Below are 18,402 nucleotides of genomic sequence, written 5' to 3'. Positions count from 1 at the left end.
CGGAATGAAAAAAACACTTTTCTGGTTGCTGGTGCTGGTGTTATCGCCGGTGGCGGTGCTGATCGTTATCACGCCAATGGATAGCCAAAAGCAGTATCTTTTTGGCCTGCTCAGCATTGGTATTCTTTTCTTAATGGGCTTTAGCAAGAAGCGCGGTATTTCGGTCATTATGGTCGTCACTTCTCTGCTGATGTCCACGCGTTACATGTATTTTCGCCTGACGCAAACCCTGCATTTCAACTCCGGAATCGAGACGGTGCTGGGGATGGGGCTATTTCTGGCGGAAGTGTATATCTGGGTGATGTTGCTGCTGAACTATCTGCAGACGGTGTGGCCGCTGAAGCGAGAAATTGTGCCGCTGCCGGAGGATATGAGCCAGTGGCCGACGGTCGATATCTATATTCCGAGCTACAACGAACCGCTTGAAGTGGTGCGGGATACCGTGCTGGCTGCGCAATGCATTGATTACCCGGCGGATAAGATGAAAATTTATTTGCTGGATGATGGTAAACGCAGCGAGTTCGCGGTGTTTGCCGCCGATGTCGGGGTGGGCTATATCACCCGCAATGATAATAAGCATGCCAAAGCGGGCAACCTTAACCACGCCATGACGCTCACGCAGGGTGAGCTTATCTGCGTATTTGACTGCGACCACGTGGCGACCCGCGTTTTCCTGCAGGCGACGGTCGGCGGTTTTCTCAAAGACCCGATGCTGGCGCTGGTGCAGACGCCGCACTACTTCTACTCGCCGGACCCTTTCGAGCGCAACCTGTCGGTAGGGCGCAACATTCCCAACGAAGGGATGCTGTTCTATGGTCCGATTCAGCAGGGTAACGATAACTGGAATGCGACCTTTTTCTGCGGTTCCTGCGCGGTGATTCGCCGTCAGGCGCTGGAGCAGATTGGGGGCTTCGCGGTAGAAACGGTCACCGAAGACGCGCATACCGCGCTGAAATTCCAGCGTCTGGGCTGGAAGTCGGCATTTCTCGATATTCCGCTGGCGGCGGGGCTAGCCACCGAACGTCTGGTGGTGCATGTGATTCAGCGAACCCGCTGGGCGCGTGGGATGACGCAAATTTTCCGTCTTGATAACCCGCTATTGGGCCGCGGGCTCACTTTCCAGCAGCGTCTGTGCTATCTCAGCGCGATGCTCTACTACCAGTTTGCCCTGCCGCGGGTGGTATTTGTTACCGCGCCGTTAGCCTATCTGCTGTTTAACCTGAACATTATCTACTCCTCGGCCAGCCTGATTGTGTCGTATGCGCTACCGCATCTGTTTCTGGCGATTTACGTCGGTTCGCGCATGAACGGCCGCTATCGCTACAGTTTCTGGGGGGAGATTTACGACATTGTGCTGGCATTCCATCTGGTGTTGCCGACTCTGGTGACGATGATTTTCCCCAAACGCGGTAAATTCAACGTCACCGACAAGGGGGGGCTGCTGGATGTCGGTTACTTTGATTTTACCGTCGTCAGGCCGCATCTGGTGGTGGCATGTCTGCTGGGCGTGGGGGTGATCCTCGGGATCGTCCGCGCGCTGGGTCATGACTATTTCGGTTCAGATCCCAACGTTATCGCGCTGAACGTCGGCTGGGGGCTGTACAGCCTGATCTTCCTGCTGGCGGCGATCGCCGTCGCGCGGGAGACCCGTCAGGTACGCAAAACGATTCGCATCGACGTTGATGTACCGGTACTGATTCACTATGCCAGCGGCATTGTCTCGCGCAGCCATACCGTTGACCTGTCGATGGGCGGTTGCCGTATTGCCGTTCCGGACTCGCGTCATCTGCAGGATAAGATTGAAGAAATTGAGCTGATTTTGCAGTCGGGGGCGATCTGTATTCCCGCCGAGCAGGTCACTGCGGACGAACGTTATATTCGCCTGAAGTTTGATGAAAACATCCCGCTCTCGCTGCGCCGGGAGCTGGTGCGCGTCGTGCTGGCGCGCGCGGACGCGTGGATTAATCCGCCGCGTCCGCAGGATAACCCATTCCGTTCGTTTGTGACCATTTTGCGCTGCGTGTTTGAACTGTTCTGGCTGACGTGGAAAACACGGCGTAGCCAGCGTCGGCAGAGACCGATGGCGCATGCGGCGCAGGAGGATGGGCGTCTATGAAGCGATTAACCACGCTTGCGCTGCTGGCGGGGATGCTCTCTGCGCCTGCGCTGCACGCTGAAGAGCGCGCTGTCGATCGTGCCGCGTCGCTGAATTTCCCGCTGCCGGATGCGGCGGAGGACAGCCCACCGGCGGATGAACCGGTTTCAGCAACTCCCGCTACGCCGACGGAACCAACGTCAGAATCCGTATCGCCGCCGACCTTTCCACCACCGGCGAGCGGCGCGGCAGCCGATGTTGTGCCGTTATCCCCGCTTGTGGGCGGTAGCCTGAATATGACGCAGCTCGGGATGGCGGACGGGATTATGCTGAGCGGCGGGCAACAGCAGGGCGGCGTTGATTTTACGCTGCCCTCCGACCAGGTGGTCACGCATGCGGAACTGATGCTGGATGTCCGGGTGTCACCGGAGCTGGCGACGCGAAACGCCACGCTCCAGCTGATGCTTAACGGTCAGCCGCTCGGAACGGTGCCGCTGGGTACGGACGGCGCCGACATCTCGCACTATCAGCTGGATATTCCGGCCGCGCTGATGGTTTCCAGCAATAATTTAAGTTTTAAAGTCAACGATGGCGATACGCTGCAGTGTCGGCTCGATACGCGCGACACCCGCGGGGTGGTGATTTTACCCACCTCGCGCTTTAGCTGGGAAAGCCAGCCGCTGAATATCAGCAATGATTTAAGCTTCTTCCCGCGCCCCTTCTTCGACAGTATGCAGATGACCCCGGCAGATATTGCGCTGTCGTATCCGGAGAAATCCACTGCGGATATCTTCAGTGCGGCGGCGCTGGTGTCATCATGGCTGGGGATTCAGGCGGATTATCGCGGGATCGCTTTCAACGCCATGCGCGATCGTCTGCCGGAACGGCACGGCATTCTTATCGGTCATCCGGGCGATCGGATTGGCGGGTTAACCTTACCGCAAACCGATAAACCGCTGCTGCAGATTGTTGATAACCCGGGTAACCCGGCTTACAAACTGCTGCTGATTGTCGGGCACAATGATGCGGCATTGCGCACGGCGGCCTGGCGGCTGACCCGCGGTGACATCGCCCCGCAGACCACCCGCCTGGAGGTGGATCCGCAAACCATCCCGCTCGGTAAACCGTATGATGCGCCGCGCTGGATCCCCACCGATCGGCCGGTAAAAATCAGCGAACTGCTGCGTAAAGATCAAAGCGCAACGGTGAGCGGCGTATGGCATGAACCGCTGCAGGTGGCTTTCCGCGCCGCGCCGGATCTCTATTTGTGGGATGGCGAAACCATCCCCCTGCAGATTAGCTATCGCTTCCCGTCGGAAAGCTGGATCAACGAAGATAAGTCGCTACTGAGCGTGACGCTCAACAATACCTTCCTGCACAATCTGCCGATGAACAAACAGGGGCCGCTGGAGAAGCTCTGGCGCCACCTCGGCGGCGATGCGCGTCAGGAGCAGTTTACCATCCCGCTGGCGCCCTACCTGATTTACGGTGATAACCAACTGTCTTTATATTTCAATGTGGTGCCAAAAGAGGACGCGCCCTGTTCAGTGCTGTTGAATACCGGCATCAAGAGCCGCATTACCGATGACTCATGGATTGACCTGAGCAATACGCGGCACTTCTCGCAGCTGCCTAACCTCTCCTATTTTGTCGGCGCGTCGTTCCCGTTCTCGCGGCTGGCGGATTATTCGCAAACCACGCTGCTGCTGCCGGAACAGCCGTCGGAAACCCAGGTGGCGACTCTGCTGAACCTGGCGGCGCGCTCGGGAAATGCGACCGGTACGGCGCTGGCCAACAACCGGGTGCTGCTGGGACTCCCCGACGGTGACGCGAGCGTCGCATATCTGCGGGATCGCGATGTGCTGGCGGTGACGACTCTTGACCAGAATACGTTTAATCAACGCCTGCTGGCCCACTCCCCGTATTATCCGCTCGATAATCAGCTCGCGGTACGCGAGTCCGGGATCGGTGAGAAAATACAGCGCTGGCTGAGCGGCGACTGGACCTCCGCGACCCTTGATGCCGATCGTTATCTCTCTTCCAGCAGCGCCTGGCGCGGCTTTATTAGCTACCGTTCGCCGTGGAGCCCGCAGCGCACGGTGGTGGTGGCAATGGCCAGCAATGACGATCAGCTGGCCAGGCTGACAAATGACCTTGAGTCCCCGCGAATCAACGCCGGCATCCGCGGCGATACGGCGGTGATCACCAGTGATAATGGCGTGCGCAGCTTCCAGGTCAGCACGCCGTTCCCCAGCGGACAAATGCCGTGGTACATGATGGCCGTCTGGTATGCCAACCAACACTCCGGCCTGCTGGCGCTGCTGGGGCTGATCACCACCACGATTGTTGGCCTGGCGTTAACCGCCATGTTTAAGCGCCATGCGCGCAAGCGTCTGAGTTCGGGGGATAGCCAATGAGACGAGTTTGCAAAGTGAATACCAGGGCCACCCGACGATTATCCACGTTTTGTCTGTCAGGGGCGCTGACGCTTGGCGCATTCGGCAGCGCCCAGGCGGCGGGCAATGATGCCGCCCTGCAGGCGCTGTTTGCGCAGGCTAACTACTGGCATGAAAAATCGCACGATGAGCTGGCGATGGAGTCGCTGCAAAAGGTGCTACTGGTCGATGCCAACAACACCCAGGCGCTGTATTTGATGGCGCTGTGGGCGCAGCAGGGCGGCGATTTGCAGACGGCCGCGCGCTGGCGGGAGCGGTTGGCAAAGGCGGACCCCAACAGCGCCAGTTTACAGGAGCTGGATACGGCCAAAAAAATGGCCCAGGTACCGCAAGGTCAACTGAACCTGGCGCGGCAGCAGGCGCGAAGCGGTAATATCCCCGCGGCGTTGACCACCTGGCGCAGTATGTTTAACGGCGATATCCCGCCGTCGGGGCTGGCGGCCGAATACTATATGACGATGGCCAGCGACAAGTCACTCTATCCGCAGGCGCTGAGCGAACTGCGTCAATACGTCGCGCAGCATCCGCAGGAGAATGCGCCACGCGTGGCGTTGGGCAAGATGCTGACCTGGCGGGAAGATACCCGGCGGGAAGGGATCGCCATGCTGGAACCGATGGCCAGCGGCAGTACAGATGCCGACAGCGGCCTGCGTCAGGCGCTGTTGTGGCTGGGGCCGCAGGCCGGCGACCAGCCGTTTTACGATACCTGGATGCAGCGCCACCCGCAGGATAGCGAAGTGCAGAACTATTATCGCCAACGGCTGAGCGGGCAGGCGCGCGGGCAGGGGTTTGCCAACCTGAACAGCGGCAACACGGCGGCGGCGAAGCAGCAGTTTGAGCAGGTCTTACAAACCAACCCGCAGGATGCGGACGCGCTGGCCGGGATGGGCTACATCGCCCAGCGGAACGGCGATTTTCAGGCCGCCTCGCAGTATCTGAACCGGGCGGCGGAACTCGGCGGCGCGGATTCGGCGGCGCGGCGCCAGCAGGCGGCCGATGCTCTGTTCTATGGGCAGCTGGCCCAGGCGCAGCAGGCGTATAAACAGGGAAACATCAGCCAGGCGCTGGCGCTCTCCGCCCCGTTGGCTGAACAGAGCGGCGCACGCGGCACATCGGCAAAACTGTTCCGCGCTGATGTGCTGCGGCACAACAAAGATCTGCCGCAGGCCGAGCAAACCCTGCGCTCGCTGCTCGATGAACAGCCGCAAAACGGTCCGGCCCGCGAGAGTCTGTACTACGTCCTGCGTGAGCAGAATAAAACGGCAGAAGCGCAGGCGATGCTGCGTACGCTGCCGGAAAGCCTGCAGCAAAAACTGCAGCCGCGCGTGGTGACCGGCATGCCGGGAGATACGCTACGTCGGCAGGCGCAGGAACAGGCCAACGGCGGTAACGTGAGCGGCGCGATAGCGACGCTGCGTCAGGGGGTTGCCCGCTATCCGGATGATAGCTGGATGCGCCTTGATTTAGCCCGCCTGCTGCAAAAATCCGGTAATGACGGCGAGGCCGCCTCGCTGATGGCTGCCGCGTATCGCCCCGGCGCCAGTGGCAGCGCGCTGTACGCGGCGGCGCTCTTCGCCAGCGAAAACGGCGGCTGGCAGCAGGCGCAAACGCTGCTGGGACGTATACCTGCCGCCAGTCAGACCGCGCAAATGCGTGAGTTACATCAGCGGGTAAACTACAACCTGCAGCTGGCAACCGCGCAAAATTATCTCTCCCAGGGCAATTCGGTCGCTGCCGCCAACACCTTGAGAGCGATGGCCGCCACGCCGCCGAAAGCACCGGCGGATGTCGGGAAGCTGGCGCGCCTGCTCGCGCAGAGCGGTGATGTCAGTAGCGCGGTCGCGCTGGTGCGCAATAGCATCAGCGGCGGGATATCAGGCAATGCCGGGGATTATGCCGACCAGGTGACGGTGCTCAATCAGGCCGGGCTGACTAACGAAGCGCAAAGCCTGTTAAGCAACCCCCAGCTTCAGGCCAGTAGTACGCCGACGCAGCTGGCGAGCATTCGCAATGGCTATGTGATTAACGACGCCGATCGTTTACGTGAGCAGGGGAACTACGCCGCAGCCTATGACAAGCTGATGGCGGCGATGCAAAGCGATCCGCAAAATACCGACCTGATGTTTGCCATGGCGCGTCTCTACCAGAGCGGCAAAATGAATAAAGAAGCCGGGGTGGTCTATGACTACCTGATGACCCGCGACACGCCGGATCAGGCGGCCCGCTCCGGGGCGATCGACGTGGCCCTGTCGGCGGGTGATAACGAGCGGGCGCAGCAGCTGGCAGGCGGGCTGCGCCAGGACAATACGCCGGATCGTTTACTGCTGCTGGCGCGGGTCGCGGAGGCCCAGGGACATCATCAGCAGGCCATGACGTATCTGCGCAGCGCCCGCGGCAAACTGCTGGGGCTGCAGAGTACTAACGGTGCGCAAACGCCAACGGTGGGCGGCGTGCTGGCGGCGGATAACCCCTTCGTGGGCGTCTCCCGTACGCCAGCCGCGACAAGAACGGCGTCGGCTTATGGCCAGTATATGCCGTGGCAGGTTTCGCAGGTGTCGACCGGAACCGGGACCTCGTTACCCGGTATCCAGCGCCCCGATCTGCCGGTGGAAACTGCGCAAACCCGCATGCTGCGTCAGGTCGATAGCATGATGGAGACGTTGCAGGAAAAAACCGCTACCTGGCTGCAGACCGGCATGGACGTTCGCGGCCGGGATGGTGAATCCGGTACCAGTAAGTTAACGGAGTTAAAAACGCCGCTGACCTGGTCCTCATCGCCGTTTGGCGATGCGCGTTTTGATTTTACCGTGACGCCGGTGTCATTGAACGCCGGCACCGCCAGCGGCGATGCCTGGCGGCGCTACGGCGCAAACCCGCTCTCTAACGCGGTCTCTAATATGGTCACCACCGCCACTAAGGAGCAGGCGGCCATTGCGGCGATGACTGATGCGGAACGTACTACCTATTTCGCCAGCAACCCAGGCGCGCAGGCGTTGAGTTCGCTGGGGACGCTGAGTGCGGCCGATTTTAACGCCACCAGCAGCAGCGGCATGGAGAATCTGGCGAAACTGGGGGCCTATGATTCCGGGCAGGTCGCCAGCTATCTGGCGGCATCGAGCCTGAAGCCGAGTATCGATCAGACCAGCGGCTCGACGGATGCGCAAAAAGCGAATGGCGTTGAGCTGGCCATGGCCCTGAGCGGCGATCGTTACCGCCTTGATATCGGCAGCACGCCGCTGGGCCAGGATCTCAACACCGTGGTGGGGGGCGTGCAGTGGTCGCCGAAGCTCACCAACTATCTGTCGCTGATTTTCACCGGGGAGCGTCGTTCGCTGACCGATAGCCTGCTGTCCTATGTCGGTCTGAAAGACGCCTACTCCGGGAAAAACTGGGGGCAGGTGACCAAAAACGGCGGCACCCTGCAGCTGAGCTATGACGACGGCGACGCCGGTTTTTATGTCGGCGGCGGCGGGTACAGCTATCTGGGCCAGAATGTCGCCAGCAACACCAGCGTGAACGCCAACGCCGGGGTTTATCTGCGGCCTTACCATGACGAATATCGTCAGCTACAGGCCGGTTTGAGTATGAGCTACATGGATTACTCGAAGAACCTGAGCTACTTCACCTACGGTCAGGGGGGCTATTTCAGCCCGCAAAACTATGTCAGCGTCTCGCTGCCGGTCAACCTGACGGAAAACTATGATAACTGGACGATGAAGCTCGGCGGCTCGGTGGGCTATCAATCCTACAGCCAGGATAAGAGCGCCTACTTCCCGACCAATTCGGAATGGCAGCAGACCCTGGAGACCGCCGTTTCCAGTGGTTTTGCGAAAGAGGCCTACTATTCGGCGACCTCGAAGAGTGGGATTGGTTACACCTTGCGCGCCGGTGCGGATTACAAGGTCAACAAACAGATGACGCTTGGCGGCCAGATTGGCTACGACACCTTCGGGGATTATAACGAGAGCACCGCAGGGCTCTATATCCGCTATATGCTGGGAGATTATTGATCATGACGGAGAATAATAACGCGGAGGTCATGGCCTGGTTTCAACAGCAGCAAACGCCCGCCGGATGGTTTGATCTGCTGAGCATCATGGTGGACGGGATGCTGAACAATGCCGGCGAGCTGGGGAGCCAACCCTTCCTGCGGCAGATGGGGGAGGCGCTGGCGGAGAGTTATCCGCTGCCGGAGTCGGAGACGGTCGGCGCGCTGGAGAGTAATATCAACCAGCTGCTGAGCCGTTTTCAGTGGGGGATGGTCACCCTCGAGGTGAGCGACGAGGGGCTGCGATTGCGCCACCGGGCGCTGCCGGTTAGCCGCGATGAAGCGCAGCGCGTGCGTTGGTGTAATGCATTTTGTGCCATACTCGAAGGGCTTTATTCTCGCTGGCTGCGGGGACAGGGCGGCGGTGCGCACGTGGTTTTACAGCGTGAGCGTTTGTTCTCAGTCTCTGATGTTCAGTTCCTCTACTTCCATCCATAGCGGGTGAATCTATGTCCTTGCGTGCTGCAGTGGTGGTCATGCTTACCACCATGATGATGGTACTCCCGCGCGCGTGGGCAGATACCGCCTGGGAGAGCTATAAATCACGGTTTATGATGGCTGACGGGCGGATCGTGGATACGGGCAACGGTAATATCTCGCATACCGAAGGGCAGGGGTTCGCGATGCTGCTGGCGGTGGCGAAAAACGATCGGCCCGCCTTCGATAAACTGTGGCAATGGACCGATAAGACGCTGCGCAATAAAGATAACGGGCTGTTTTACTGGCGCTATAACCCCGTCGCTCCGGACCCTGTCGCCGATAAAAATGATGCGACCGATGGCGATACTATGATTGCGTGGGCGCTGCTTCGCGCCCAGCAGCAGTGGGGGGATAAAGCCTACGGTGCCGCCTCCGACGCCATTACCGCTGCGCTGCTGAAATATACCGTGGTGACCTTTGCCAATCGTCAGGTGATGCTCCCCGGCGCCAGGGGCTTCAACCACAATGACCATCTCAATCTGAATCCGTCCTACTTTATTTTCCCCGCCTGGCAGGCCTTCGCGGCACGTACGCACCTGACGGCCTGGCTCAAACTGCAGAGCGATGGCCAGGCGCTGCTGGCCAAAATGGCATGGGGTAAGGCGCAGCTGCCCAGCGATTGGGTGGCGCTGAAAGCCGACGGCACGATGGAGCCCGCCAAAGAGTGGCCGCCGCGTATGAGCTATGACGCGATTCGTATTCCGCTGTATGTGTCCTGGGCAGACCCGCACAGCGCGCTGCTGACGCCGTGGAAAAACTGGTTTCAGCGCTATTCGCGGCTGCAAACGCCAGCGTGGATCAACGTCACGACCAACGAGGTTTCCCCATGGTTTATGACCGGCGGTCTGCTGGCGGTGCGCGATTTAACCGTCGGCGAACCGCAGGCCGAGCCGCAGATTACCGCCGAGGATGATTACTACTCCGCCAGTCTGAAGCTGCTGGTCTGGCTGGCGAGCAGCCAGCGGCCCTGATCGGCGGCCGCTGGCAATATTCCCGCTGGCAATATTCCTGCGTGGCGGTTGCGGGGTTAGCCTGCCGGGGTTTCCCCGTTACGCAGCGTCAGGACTTCAAAACCCTCCGCGGTCACGGCAATGGTATGTTCCCATTGCGCCGAGAGTTTTTTATCGCGGGTGACCACCGTCCAGCCATCTTTTTTGATTTTTGTCCGGCTATCGCCCTGATTAACCATCGGTTCAATAGTAAAGACCATCCCTTCCTGTAGTACGGCACCGGTGCCGGGCTTGCCGTAGTGCAGCACCTGCGGCTCTTCATGCATCTCCTGTCCCACGCCGTGGCCGCAATACTCCCTGACAACGCTGTAGCCGTTGCTTTCGACATAGCGTTGAATCGCATGGCCGATATCGCCCAGCGTGGCGCCGGGCTTCACCGCCTTGATGCCTTGCCACATGGCCTCGTAGGTCTTTTTCACCAGCCTGCGGGCCAGCGGCGAAACGTCACCGATCAAATACATTTTGCTGGAATCCGCGATCAGACCCCCTTTTTCCAGCGTAATGTCGACATTGACGATAGCGCCTGATTTCAGATGCTCCGTCTCTTTCGGCATGCCGTGGCACACCACTTCGTTCACCGAGGTATTCAGCACGTAGGGATAGTCATATTGTCCCTTGCTGGCGGGTCGGGCGTGCAGCTGATTGACGATAAAATCTTCCACCCGGTTGTTGATTTCCATGGTGGTCACCCCAGGCTGGATAAAGCCGTCCAGCATCTCAAAGACGGAGGCTAACAGCTCCCCGGCGCGGCGCTGTCTGGCCAGCTGATCCGCGGTTTTAATGGGAATTGATGGCATTGATCACCTCCAGTAAGCGATCGGAACCTGATTTAAGCATCATCATCTTGATTTGCTGGTGGTTAAGCTCCGGATAGAGCTCGCTCATCATACCCAGTCGGATCCAGTATTCGGCCTGAGCGTTCACCGAACGTGACATTGCCTTGCTGGCATCGCGGATGTCGTCATGCAGCAGGTCGGAGATTTTTACGATTCCCATATATATACACACCATAATGATTCATATACATATCGTATATTCTTCCGCGCGCGCTGTCACATCTGTTTTTATCGGGGGAAGGGAATTGCCGGCAACAAGAAGAGAGGGGGAGCGGCGGAGGGATGGCGATGTATTGGTCTGAACAGGCCGCAAGGAGGAACCTTGCGGCCTGTTGGGATTACTGCGGGTACGGTACCCAGCTTCCGCCGTTGAGCTGGACGTAAGGCTTGCCTTGATACTGGATGACAATGGCGTTGGCGTTTTCCGATACCGCCGCGCTTTGCGGCAGATTGGCGGTGTACTGCTGCCAGTCAACGTTGTCTTCGGTAAACATCTTGCCGTCCAGCGCGCGAACCACCAGTTCAGAGATCGCCAGGTAGCTGGTCGGCCGATCGATGATCACCGGGCTGCCCTGATGCGGCGCCTTCATACCGAAGAATTTCACCGCCGTCGGAACGTGGGTAATTGACGGGCTGGGGATATCGCGCAGACCAGAAACCTGCATTTTGTCGCCCTTCAGCGCCCCGCCGTGCTCCGGCACGACCACCACCATCACTTTACGACCCGATTTTTCCAGTTCGGTAAAGAAACTGTCCAGCTCGTCGAAGAGTTTATGCGCGCGCACTTTGTAATCCGCGGTTTTGCTCTGCCCCGGGAAGTGGTTGCCGTCGTGCAGCGGCAAGGTATTGTAGAAGGTGGCGGTACGCGGCGTATTCTGTTTCTCCAGGGTTTGCAGCCAGCGGTTCAGGGTCGCCTGGTCGTCGTAGACCGGCGAGCCGTCGAAACCTTGTAAAATCACCGGCAGGCCGGTCTGATCCATCAGCGGACTTTGCATACCGCCGAGGGAACGCAGCTCTTTCAGGAAGTCGCCGAACTGACCGTTGTGGCCCAGCATCAGCTGCTGGGCGAAGCCAAGTTTCGCCAGGTTTTCGAACAGGTAGCAGTCGCTACCCGACGGCTGATACAGGTTGGTATGTGACAGCTGACCGCAGCTGGCGCGCAGCAGGCGAACCGCCGCCGGGCCGCTGTAAGAGGTCGCCGAGTTAAAGTTTTTGAACACGATATCGAAGTGCTTCCATAGCGGATGATCCATCAGCCCGGCGGCTTCAATATCTGACCATGACAGGGAGCAAATGTTGATAATCAGCAGATCGAACGGTTGGGCGTCGGCAGGCAGTTGCTCCGGGAACGGCGTTTTACGTTTCTGTTCCGTCGCATAGAAGGTGTTGAGCCAGTTGCTCAGATTTGCTGAGGTTGGCGGTTCGCTTTGCGGGGGAATATCGCTATTGGCCGCGGCGGCGGTTGCCGGAGCCGCCGGATTCGCGGTGGTTGCCGCGGCGACCGTCGGTTGGCCCGCAGGCCATAGCGTAAAGGCCGGAAGCAGAGGGCTGATAGCGAGCCAGACCATGACGATGGAGACCAGTACCGTCACCCGCAGCCACTGGCTGAGGAACAGCCACAGCACCAGCAGCAAGAAGAAGGCGCCGACCATATTCCAGTTAATAAAGCGGGTTACCAGATCCCAGAGATAATCGGCGCTGAAGCCGGCAAGCTGCGAGCCCTGGGTGAGAATGCTTTCCGGTCCCGGCAGCCAGGTGTCATGCCAGAACAGCCCGATACCGAGGGGAATGGCAATCCAGTGGCGCAGGCGGTGCAGCGAATATTGAGGCAGCGGAACCAGCAAAAACGCGAGAAACACCAGGTTCAGCATTGGGTGAAAATTAAGATATCCCGCCCAGAGCAGCGCAAACTTTACCAGGAAGTAAAGATTCCATCCGCCCAGGCCGCGCCAGTACTGCCAGAGAGGGAGCGGCGTAGCGTTAGTTTTAGGAGTCGTCATTTGTTCGGTTTGCCTTGCTGAGTTGGTGCTTCCCGGCGTAATACGCCAGCCGGTTTGACATAACGGGGTTTAAAGAACATCAAGCGTAAAGTGGTGCGAATACGGCGCTGGTAATGGCGCGTCAGGTATCCCAACGGAAAAAACAACAGGGCGCATAATACAACCAGCTGCATAATATCGCTGATGGACATCATGACGTTTGCTCCCGGTCAGTAGAGAGGCGATGCGGTTCAGGAACCCGCCGCCAGCTGCGCCCGTCATGGGTCGCATTAATGGCTTCGTTCTTCTCCATGCTAATCGGCAGCGGCGTGGTCCATTGATCCGGCGCGATCCCGCGCATCAGGATGATTTCTGAAGTGATCTGCTTATCTTCAAACCAGATCATGCGGTTGGAAAATATATCGCCGGTCGGTAAAGGGAAAATATGGTTTAACGCGGTATCGAGATCGTTAACCCGGCAAAACGACAAAAACAGCACCAGCCGGTTATTGCCGATGGTCATAATATCGCCCATCCGGTTTGGTCGGCACAGGGTTAGCGCCTGTTCGACGCGCAGCCCCGGCGCCGGGCGTAATGCGACCATCACGCCCTTGCTATCCGCCGGCAGCATGGTGTTGGCCATAATGTTATGCACGGCTTCGCAGAAGGCATCCCATTTCTGATAGCCGCGCAGCTTAAGCGGCTGGCTCCAGGTGAGGAGGGTGGCGAAATCGTCCGGGATGTGCCGGGTAAACTTCTGGTTCTGCACGCTTTCAATCAGCGTCAGGCAGCGCGAAAGCGGTGCGCTGGACGGTATCACCATATTCGCGCCGCTGCTCAGCAACAGACGCTCATCGGTCGCGCGCAGGCTGGGCGTCTGCTCGCGCACCACAATTTTTAATGCGCTGCCGCGCTGGTGACGCAGGGTGTGGATATAGCGCCCGAGCTGTTCAATCTGCTCGTTCTGGGTGATGGAAAAGAGCAGCGTCGCCGCCTGCGCCGTTCGCCCCGCGTTGAACACGGCGTCGTTGGTATCAAACAGCGTCCAGTATTCAGAAAGCGGCGGAGCCCCTTCCAGTACCCGCAGGTTGCTCAGCACCGCTTTTTCATCGCTGCGCGGCTGCACGAGTTTCTCTTCGTCCTGCGCCAGCCGCCAGCCGTCTTCAGCCTGTAAAATGGTGAGCTGTTGCTGGGCGCTCATTCCTTTTTCACTGCCCCACCAGGCAATATCAAATAGAAAGCTGTCGCCCTGATAACGGATACTGGCAAGACCGGAAAGGGCACGATGCTCGCGTAATAAGGGGGAAAGTTGCCGGTCGACGTCATTACCTGAATTAAGAATTAATAAGCAGCATTTATGATATTTAGCCCAACGCTGAGATTTTTCTACCCATTCGCATAATTTTTCACTTTTTATGTTTTGCCAGGCATTTTCTGCACCCAGAAGAATAAACAAATAATTGCCAGGATCGACAGAGCACAGCAGGTCACGATGCATTTCTGCCAGCCCTTCCGCATGGTTCGGCATGGTAAATAACGCTATTTTTTCCGGGCCGTGAGATTTATTTAATGATATGATTTTATTTGGTTTATCACCCATCACGATGGCCGCGACCTGACTCTCTTTGTCCTGGGCTGCCAGGGTCTGATTAAGCAGACTGACCGCATCGGCATAGCGATCGACGTTGAGCCACCAGACACCCCCAACGGGCATATGGCAAACTTCGTCCCATAATGATGAAATACCTAAAGTATAAACGATATTCACGTCGTTCCTCGCGCGCCCTGATTCATACTGGATCAGTTTACTAGCGAAAGCGTCAGAGTAAACCTAACATTGAAATTAAAGGGTATCAGTTTTAGCATATATAGGTGATTTGAGAATGAGCCTTTTACACCTCGGGTTTTATTTATGTGTTTTTGAATGGATAGAGAAATGCCGGGAAAAGAGCCTGTAGTACCCTCAGACGCCACGCTGGGTTATACCTTTCAAAATGATTTCCTGGCCTTAAGCCGGGCATTTTCCCTGCCCGATATTGATTACCACGACATTTCCCGACGCGAGCAATTAGCCGCGGCGCTGAAACGCTGGCCGTTATTGGCCGAACTCGCAGAGAAAAAGTAAGGACGCCGTCGATGGCCATTCTTGGATTACAGGGGATACGCGGTGGCGTCGGCACCACGTCGATTACCGCTGCATTAGCCTGGGCGTTACAGCTCCTCGGTGAGACGGTACTGGCGATCGACACCAGCCCGGACAATATGCTGCGCTTTTTTTTCAACGTCGACGCGAGCCATCGCGACGGCTGGGCGCGTTCGCTGATTGACGGGCGCGACTGGCGTGATGCCGGTATTCGCTATACCTCGCATATCGATATTTTGCCCTTTGGCCAGCTTACGCCGGGCGAAAGAGAGAATATCGATAGGCTCTATCCGACGCTGGAACCGATCGTCGGGATGGTGCGGAAGCTGGCGGAGCAGGGCGATCATCGCTGGCTGCTGCTGGATTTAGCGGACGGTTTTTCCCCGCTGACCCGTTCGTTGCTTAGCGCCTGCGATCGTACGCTGGTGGTGGTGCACCCGGATGGCAATAGCCACATTCGCCTGCATCAACAGGCGCTGGCGGCGAATGGCGATATTCTGATCAACGATCTGCGCGTCGGCAGCCAGCTGCAGGAAGATTTATACCAGCTATGGCTGGAGAGCCAGCGCCGTATTTTGCCGGTCACCGTCCACCGCGATGAGGCGATGGCGGAGTGCCTGGCGGCGAAGCAACCGCTGGGAGAATATCGTCAGGACTCGCTGGCGGCGGAAGAGATCCTCACGCTTGCCAACTGGTGCTTACTGCACTATTCCCGCCAGGAGGCGCAATGATGCGCCTGAGCACCCTGCTGCTGGCGCCTCCGGTCGCAGCACGCCTGAGCGAGCGCTACAACGACTATCGTCAGCACGGCGCGTCGCGGCTGTCGGCAACGCTGGGGTGCCTGTGGGTGTCGCTGGTATGGGCGCTGATGCCGCTGGAAACCCCGCGTTGGCAGGCGATTCTGGCAAACCATGGCCGCTATTTTCCGCATATTAATCCCCATCGTCCGCGGCCGTTGGATCCCCTTCGCTATCTGCTGCAATCCCTGTGGCTGCTGGCGACGCGGGTACCTGAAGCGGATAAAAAGGCCAACTGGCGAACGCTGGCGGCGCTGGAAGGCGTACACGGGCGCTACGCGCAGTGGCTGGATAAACTGCCCGAGCGGGTGAACGCCGGCAGCGGCCATCTCGATAAACACAAAGAGCTGGCGCATCTTAACCCGCGGTTGCGCAAGGCGATTCTCGGCGTGGTGGTCTTTTTCTCGCTGGTGCTGGCGCTGCTGTGTATTACCCAGCCGTTTAATCCGCTATCGCAGTTTATTTTCCTGCTGCTGCTGTGGGGCGTGGCGCTGCTGGTGCGGCGTATACCGGGGCGTTTCTCGGCCCTGATGCTGATTGTTCTCTCGCTGACCGTCTCCTGCCGCTACATCTGGTGGCGCTACACCTCAACGCTGAACTGGGACGATCCCGTAAGCCTGGTGTGCGGCCTCGTGCTGCTGTTTGCCGAAACCTATGCCTGGATAGTGCTGGTGCTGGGCTATTTCCAGGTGGTATGGCCGCTGAATCGCCAGCCGGTGCCGCTACCAAAAGAGATGGCCGGGTGGCCGACGGTGGATATTTTCGTGCCCACCTATAACGAAGACCTGAGCGTGGTGAAAAATACCATTTACGCCTCGCAGGGGATCGACTGGCCGAAAGACAAACTCAATATCTGGATCCTTGATGACGGCGGCCGCGAAGAGTTCCGCCAGTTCGCGAAAGATGTCGGCGTGCATTATATCGCCCGTACCACCCATGAACATGCGAAGGCCGGGAACATCAACCATGCGCTGAAATACGCCAAAGGCGAGTTCGTGTCGATCTTTGACTGCGACCACGTGCCGACGCGCTCATTCCTGCAGATGACGATGGGCTGGTTTCTGAAAGAGAAAGAGCTGGCGATGATGCAGACGCCGCACCACTTCTTCTCTCCGGATCCGTTTGAACGCAACCTTGGCCGTTTTCGTAAGACGCCGAACGAAGGCACCCTGTTTTACGGCCTGGTGCAGGACGGGAACGACATGTGGGACGCCACCTTCTTCTGCGGTTCATGCGCGGTCATCCGGCGCGGGCCGCTGGATGAGATTGGCGGTATCGCCGTTGAAACGGTGACCGAAGATGCGCACACCTCCCTGCGTCTGCACCGCCGCGGTTATACCTCCGCCTATATGCGTATTCCGCAGGCCGCCGGGCTGGCGACCGAGAGCCTGTCGGCGCATATCGGTCAGCGTATTCGCTGGGCGCGCGGCATGGTGCAGATTTTCCGCCTGGATAACCCGCTGTTGGGTAAAGGGCTGAAGCTGGCGCAGCGGATCTGTTACGTCAATGCGATGATGCACTTCTTATCCGGTATCCCCCGGCTGATCTTCCTGACCGCACCGTTGGCATTTTTACTGCTGCACGCCTATATCATCTATGCCCCGGCGCTGATGATCGCGCTGTTTGTCCTGCCGCATATGATTCACGCCAGCCTGACGAACTCGAAGATTCAGGGGAAATACCGCCACTCTTTCTGGAGCGAAATCTACGAAACGACGCTGGCGTGGTATATCGCGCCGCCGACCTTTGTCGCGCTGATTAATCCGCACAAAGGCAAGTTCAACGTGACGGCGAAGGGCGGGCTGGTGGCCGACGAGTATGTCGACTGGGTGATTTCCCGACCTTATATCTATCTGGTGCTGCTGAACCTCTTCGGCGTGGCGGCCGGCATCTGGCGGTTTATGTACGGCCCGGAAAACGAAATCCTGACCGTCTGGGTGAGTATTGTCTGGGTATTTTATAACCTGATTATTCTCGGCGGTGCGGTGGCGGTATCGGTGGAAAGCAAACAGGTCCGCCGTTCGCATCGTGTGGAAATGAGCATGCCCGCAGCGATTGCCCGCGAAGATGGCCACCTGTTCTCCTGTACCGTCCATGACTATTCCGATGGCGGGCTGGGGATCAACATTCACGGTAAGGCGCAGGTGCTGGAAGGGCAGCAGGCGAAGCTGCTGCTCAAACGCGGACAGCAGGAGTATGTCTTCCCGGTACGGGTCGCGCGCGTGAATGGCAGCGAAGTCGGTCTGCAGCTGATGCCGTTGACCAATCAGCAACATATTGATTTTGTGCAGTGTACATTTGCCCGCGCCGATACGTGGGCGCTTTGGCAGGATAGCTTCCCGGAAGATAAGCCGATGGAAAGCCTGCTGGATATCCTGAAACTGGGGCTCCGTGGATATCGTCACCTGGCGGAGTTCTCGCCGCCGTCGGTGAAGGTTATTTTCCGCTCGCTCACCACGCTGGTTGCCTGGATAGTCTCGTTTGTTCCCCGCCGGCCTGAACGCGCCGCGGCGAAACTCTCTTCCGCACCAGAAATGGCTCAACAATGATGATAATAC

The 18,402-nt window shown here is 58.5% G+C and carries 13 protein-coding genes; 8 read left to right on the top strand and 5 right to left on the bottom strand.

The features are described from left to right. Nucleotides 1–4: 4 nt before the first annotated feature. From bcsA (ACI2JR_RS05120) to ACI2JR_RS05100, 5 genes are read left to right on the top strand one after another with little or no spacing between them, the layout of a single operon-like run. Complete coding sequence (gene bcsA, locus ACI2JR_RS05120; protein ID WP_132729363.1) at nt 5–2,116, top strand: UDP-forming cellulose synthase catalytic subunit; 2,112 nt, start codon at nt 5–7, stop codon at nt 2,114–2,116. After that, nucleotides 2,113–4,512, top strand: coding sequence for a cellulose biosynthesis cyclic di-GMP-binding regulatory protein BcsB (gene bcsB / locus ACI2JR_RS05115; protein WP_462478040.1), 2,400 nt, complete (start codon nt 2,113–2,115; stop codon nt 4,510–4,512). Before bcsA (ACI2JR_RS05120) ends, bcsB begins: the two co-directional genes overlap by 4 nt. Beyond that, nucleotides 4,509–8,561, top strand: a complete 4,053-nt coding sequence (locus tag ACI2JR_RS05110; RefSeq protein ID WP_132729365.1) for a cellulose biosynthesis protein BcsC — start codon at nt 4,509–4,511, stop codon at nt 8,559–8,561. The genes bcsB and ACI2JR_RS05110 overlap by 4 nt, the downstream gene beginning before the upstream one ends. Continuing rightward, nucleotides 8,561–9,037 carry a cellulose biosynthesis protein BcsD gene (gene bcsD, locus ACI2JR_RS05105; protein WP_165905712.1) on the top strand — a complete coding sequence of 159 codons (477 nt, stop codon included), beginning with the start codon at nt 8,561–8,563 and terminating at the stop codon, nt 9,035–9,037. The genes ACI2JR_RS05110 and bcsD overlap by 1 nt, the downstream gene beginning before the upstream one ends. An 11-nt stretch (nt 9,038–9,048) precedes the next feature. After that, nucleotides 9,049–10,050: a glycosyl hydrolase family 8 gene (locus ACI2JR_RS05100; protein ID WP_462478039.1), complete on the top strand. Its 1,002-nt coding sequence runs from the start codon at nt 9,049–9,051 to the stop codon at nt 10,048–10,050. A 56-nt stretch (nt 10,051–10,106) separates the two neighbouring features. Here the strand turns inward: ACI2JR_RS05100 and map are convergent, their stop codons facing one another. From map to bcsE, 5 genes are all read right to left on the bottom strand, one after another. Beyond that, a complete protein-coding gene (map, locus tag ACI2JR_RS05095; protein WP_132729368.1) occupies nt 10,107–10,886 on the bottom strand; it encodes a type I methionyl aminopeptidase in 780 nt (259 codons plus the stop codon). Continuing rightward, nucleotides 10,867–11,085, bottom strand: coding sequence for a ParD-like family protein (locus ACI2JR_RS05090; RefSeq protein WP_004868736.1), 219 nt, complete (start codon nt 11,083–11,085; stop codon nt 10,867–10,869). Before ACI2JR_RS05090 ends, map begins: the two co-directional genes overlap by 20 nt. 178 nt (nt 11,086–11,263) lie before the next feature. Beyond that, the gene (bcsG, locus tag ACI2JR_RS05085) at nt 11,264–12,925 is read right to left on the bottom strand and encodes a cellulose biosynthesis protein BcsG (protein ID WP_462478038.1); all 1,662 of its coding nucleotides are present in this window, start codon (nt 12,923–12,925) and stop codon (nt 11,264–11,266) included. Then, entirely contained in the window at nt 12,922–13,119 is a 198-nt protein-coding gene (gene bcsF / locus ACI2JR_RS05080) for a cellulose biosynthesis protein BcsF (RefSeq protein WP_132729370.1), read from the bottom strand. Before bcsF ends, bcsG begins: the two co-directional genes overlap by 4 nt. Next, entirely contained in the window at nt 13,116–14,672 is a 1,557-nt protein-coding gene (gene bcsE / locus ACI2JR_RS05075; protein ID WP_462478037.1) for a cellulose biosynthesis protein BcsE, read from the bottom strand. Before bcsE ends, bcsF begins: the two co-directional genes overlap by 4 nt. A 168-nt stretch (nt 14,673–14,840) precedes the next feature. Here bcsE and bcsR point away from each other — a divergent pair, with 168 nt between their 5' ends. The 3 genes from bcsR to bcsA (ACI2JR_RS05060) are packed head-to-tail and all read left to right on the top strand — an operon-like array spanning nt 14,841 to nt 18,393. Beyond that, nucleotides 14,841–15,029 carry a cellulose biosynthesis protein BcsR gene (gene bcsR / locus ACI2JR_RS05070; protein WP_132729372.1) on the top strand — a complete coding sequence of 63 codons (189 nt, stop codon included), beginning with the start codon at nt 14,841–14,843 and terminating at the stop codon, nt 15,027–15,029. Nucleotides 15,030–15,040: 11 nt separating this feature from the next. After that, nucleotides 15,041–15,778: a cellulose biosynthesis protein BcsQ gene (gene bcsQ, locus ACI2JR_RS05065; protein ID WP_132729373.1), complete on the top strand. Its 738-nt coding sequence runs from the start codon at nt 15,041–15,043 to the stop codon at nt 15,776–15,778. Then, nucleotides 15,775–18,393, top strand: a complete 2,619-nt coding sequence (gene bcsA / locus ACI2JR_RS05060) for a UDP-forming cellulose synthase catalytic subunit (protein ID WP_462478036.1) — start codon at nt 15,775–15,777, stop codon at nt 18,391–18,393. Before bcsQ ends, bcsA (ACI2JR_RS05060) begins: the two co-directional genes overlap by 4 nt. The last annotated feature ends 9 nt before the right edge of the window (nt 18,394–18,402 follow it).

Source organism: Klebsiella sp. NPDC088457 (assembly GCF_044900465.1).
GTDB lineage: Bacteria > Pseudomonadota > Gammaproteobacteria > Enterobacterales > Enterobacteriaceae > Klebsiella.
Note: the sequence above shows the minus strand (reverse complement) of the source record. Positions and strands in the feature narration are given on the sequence as shown.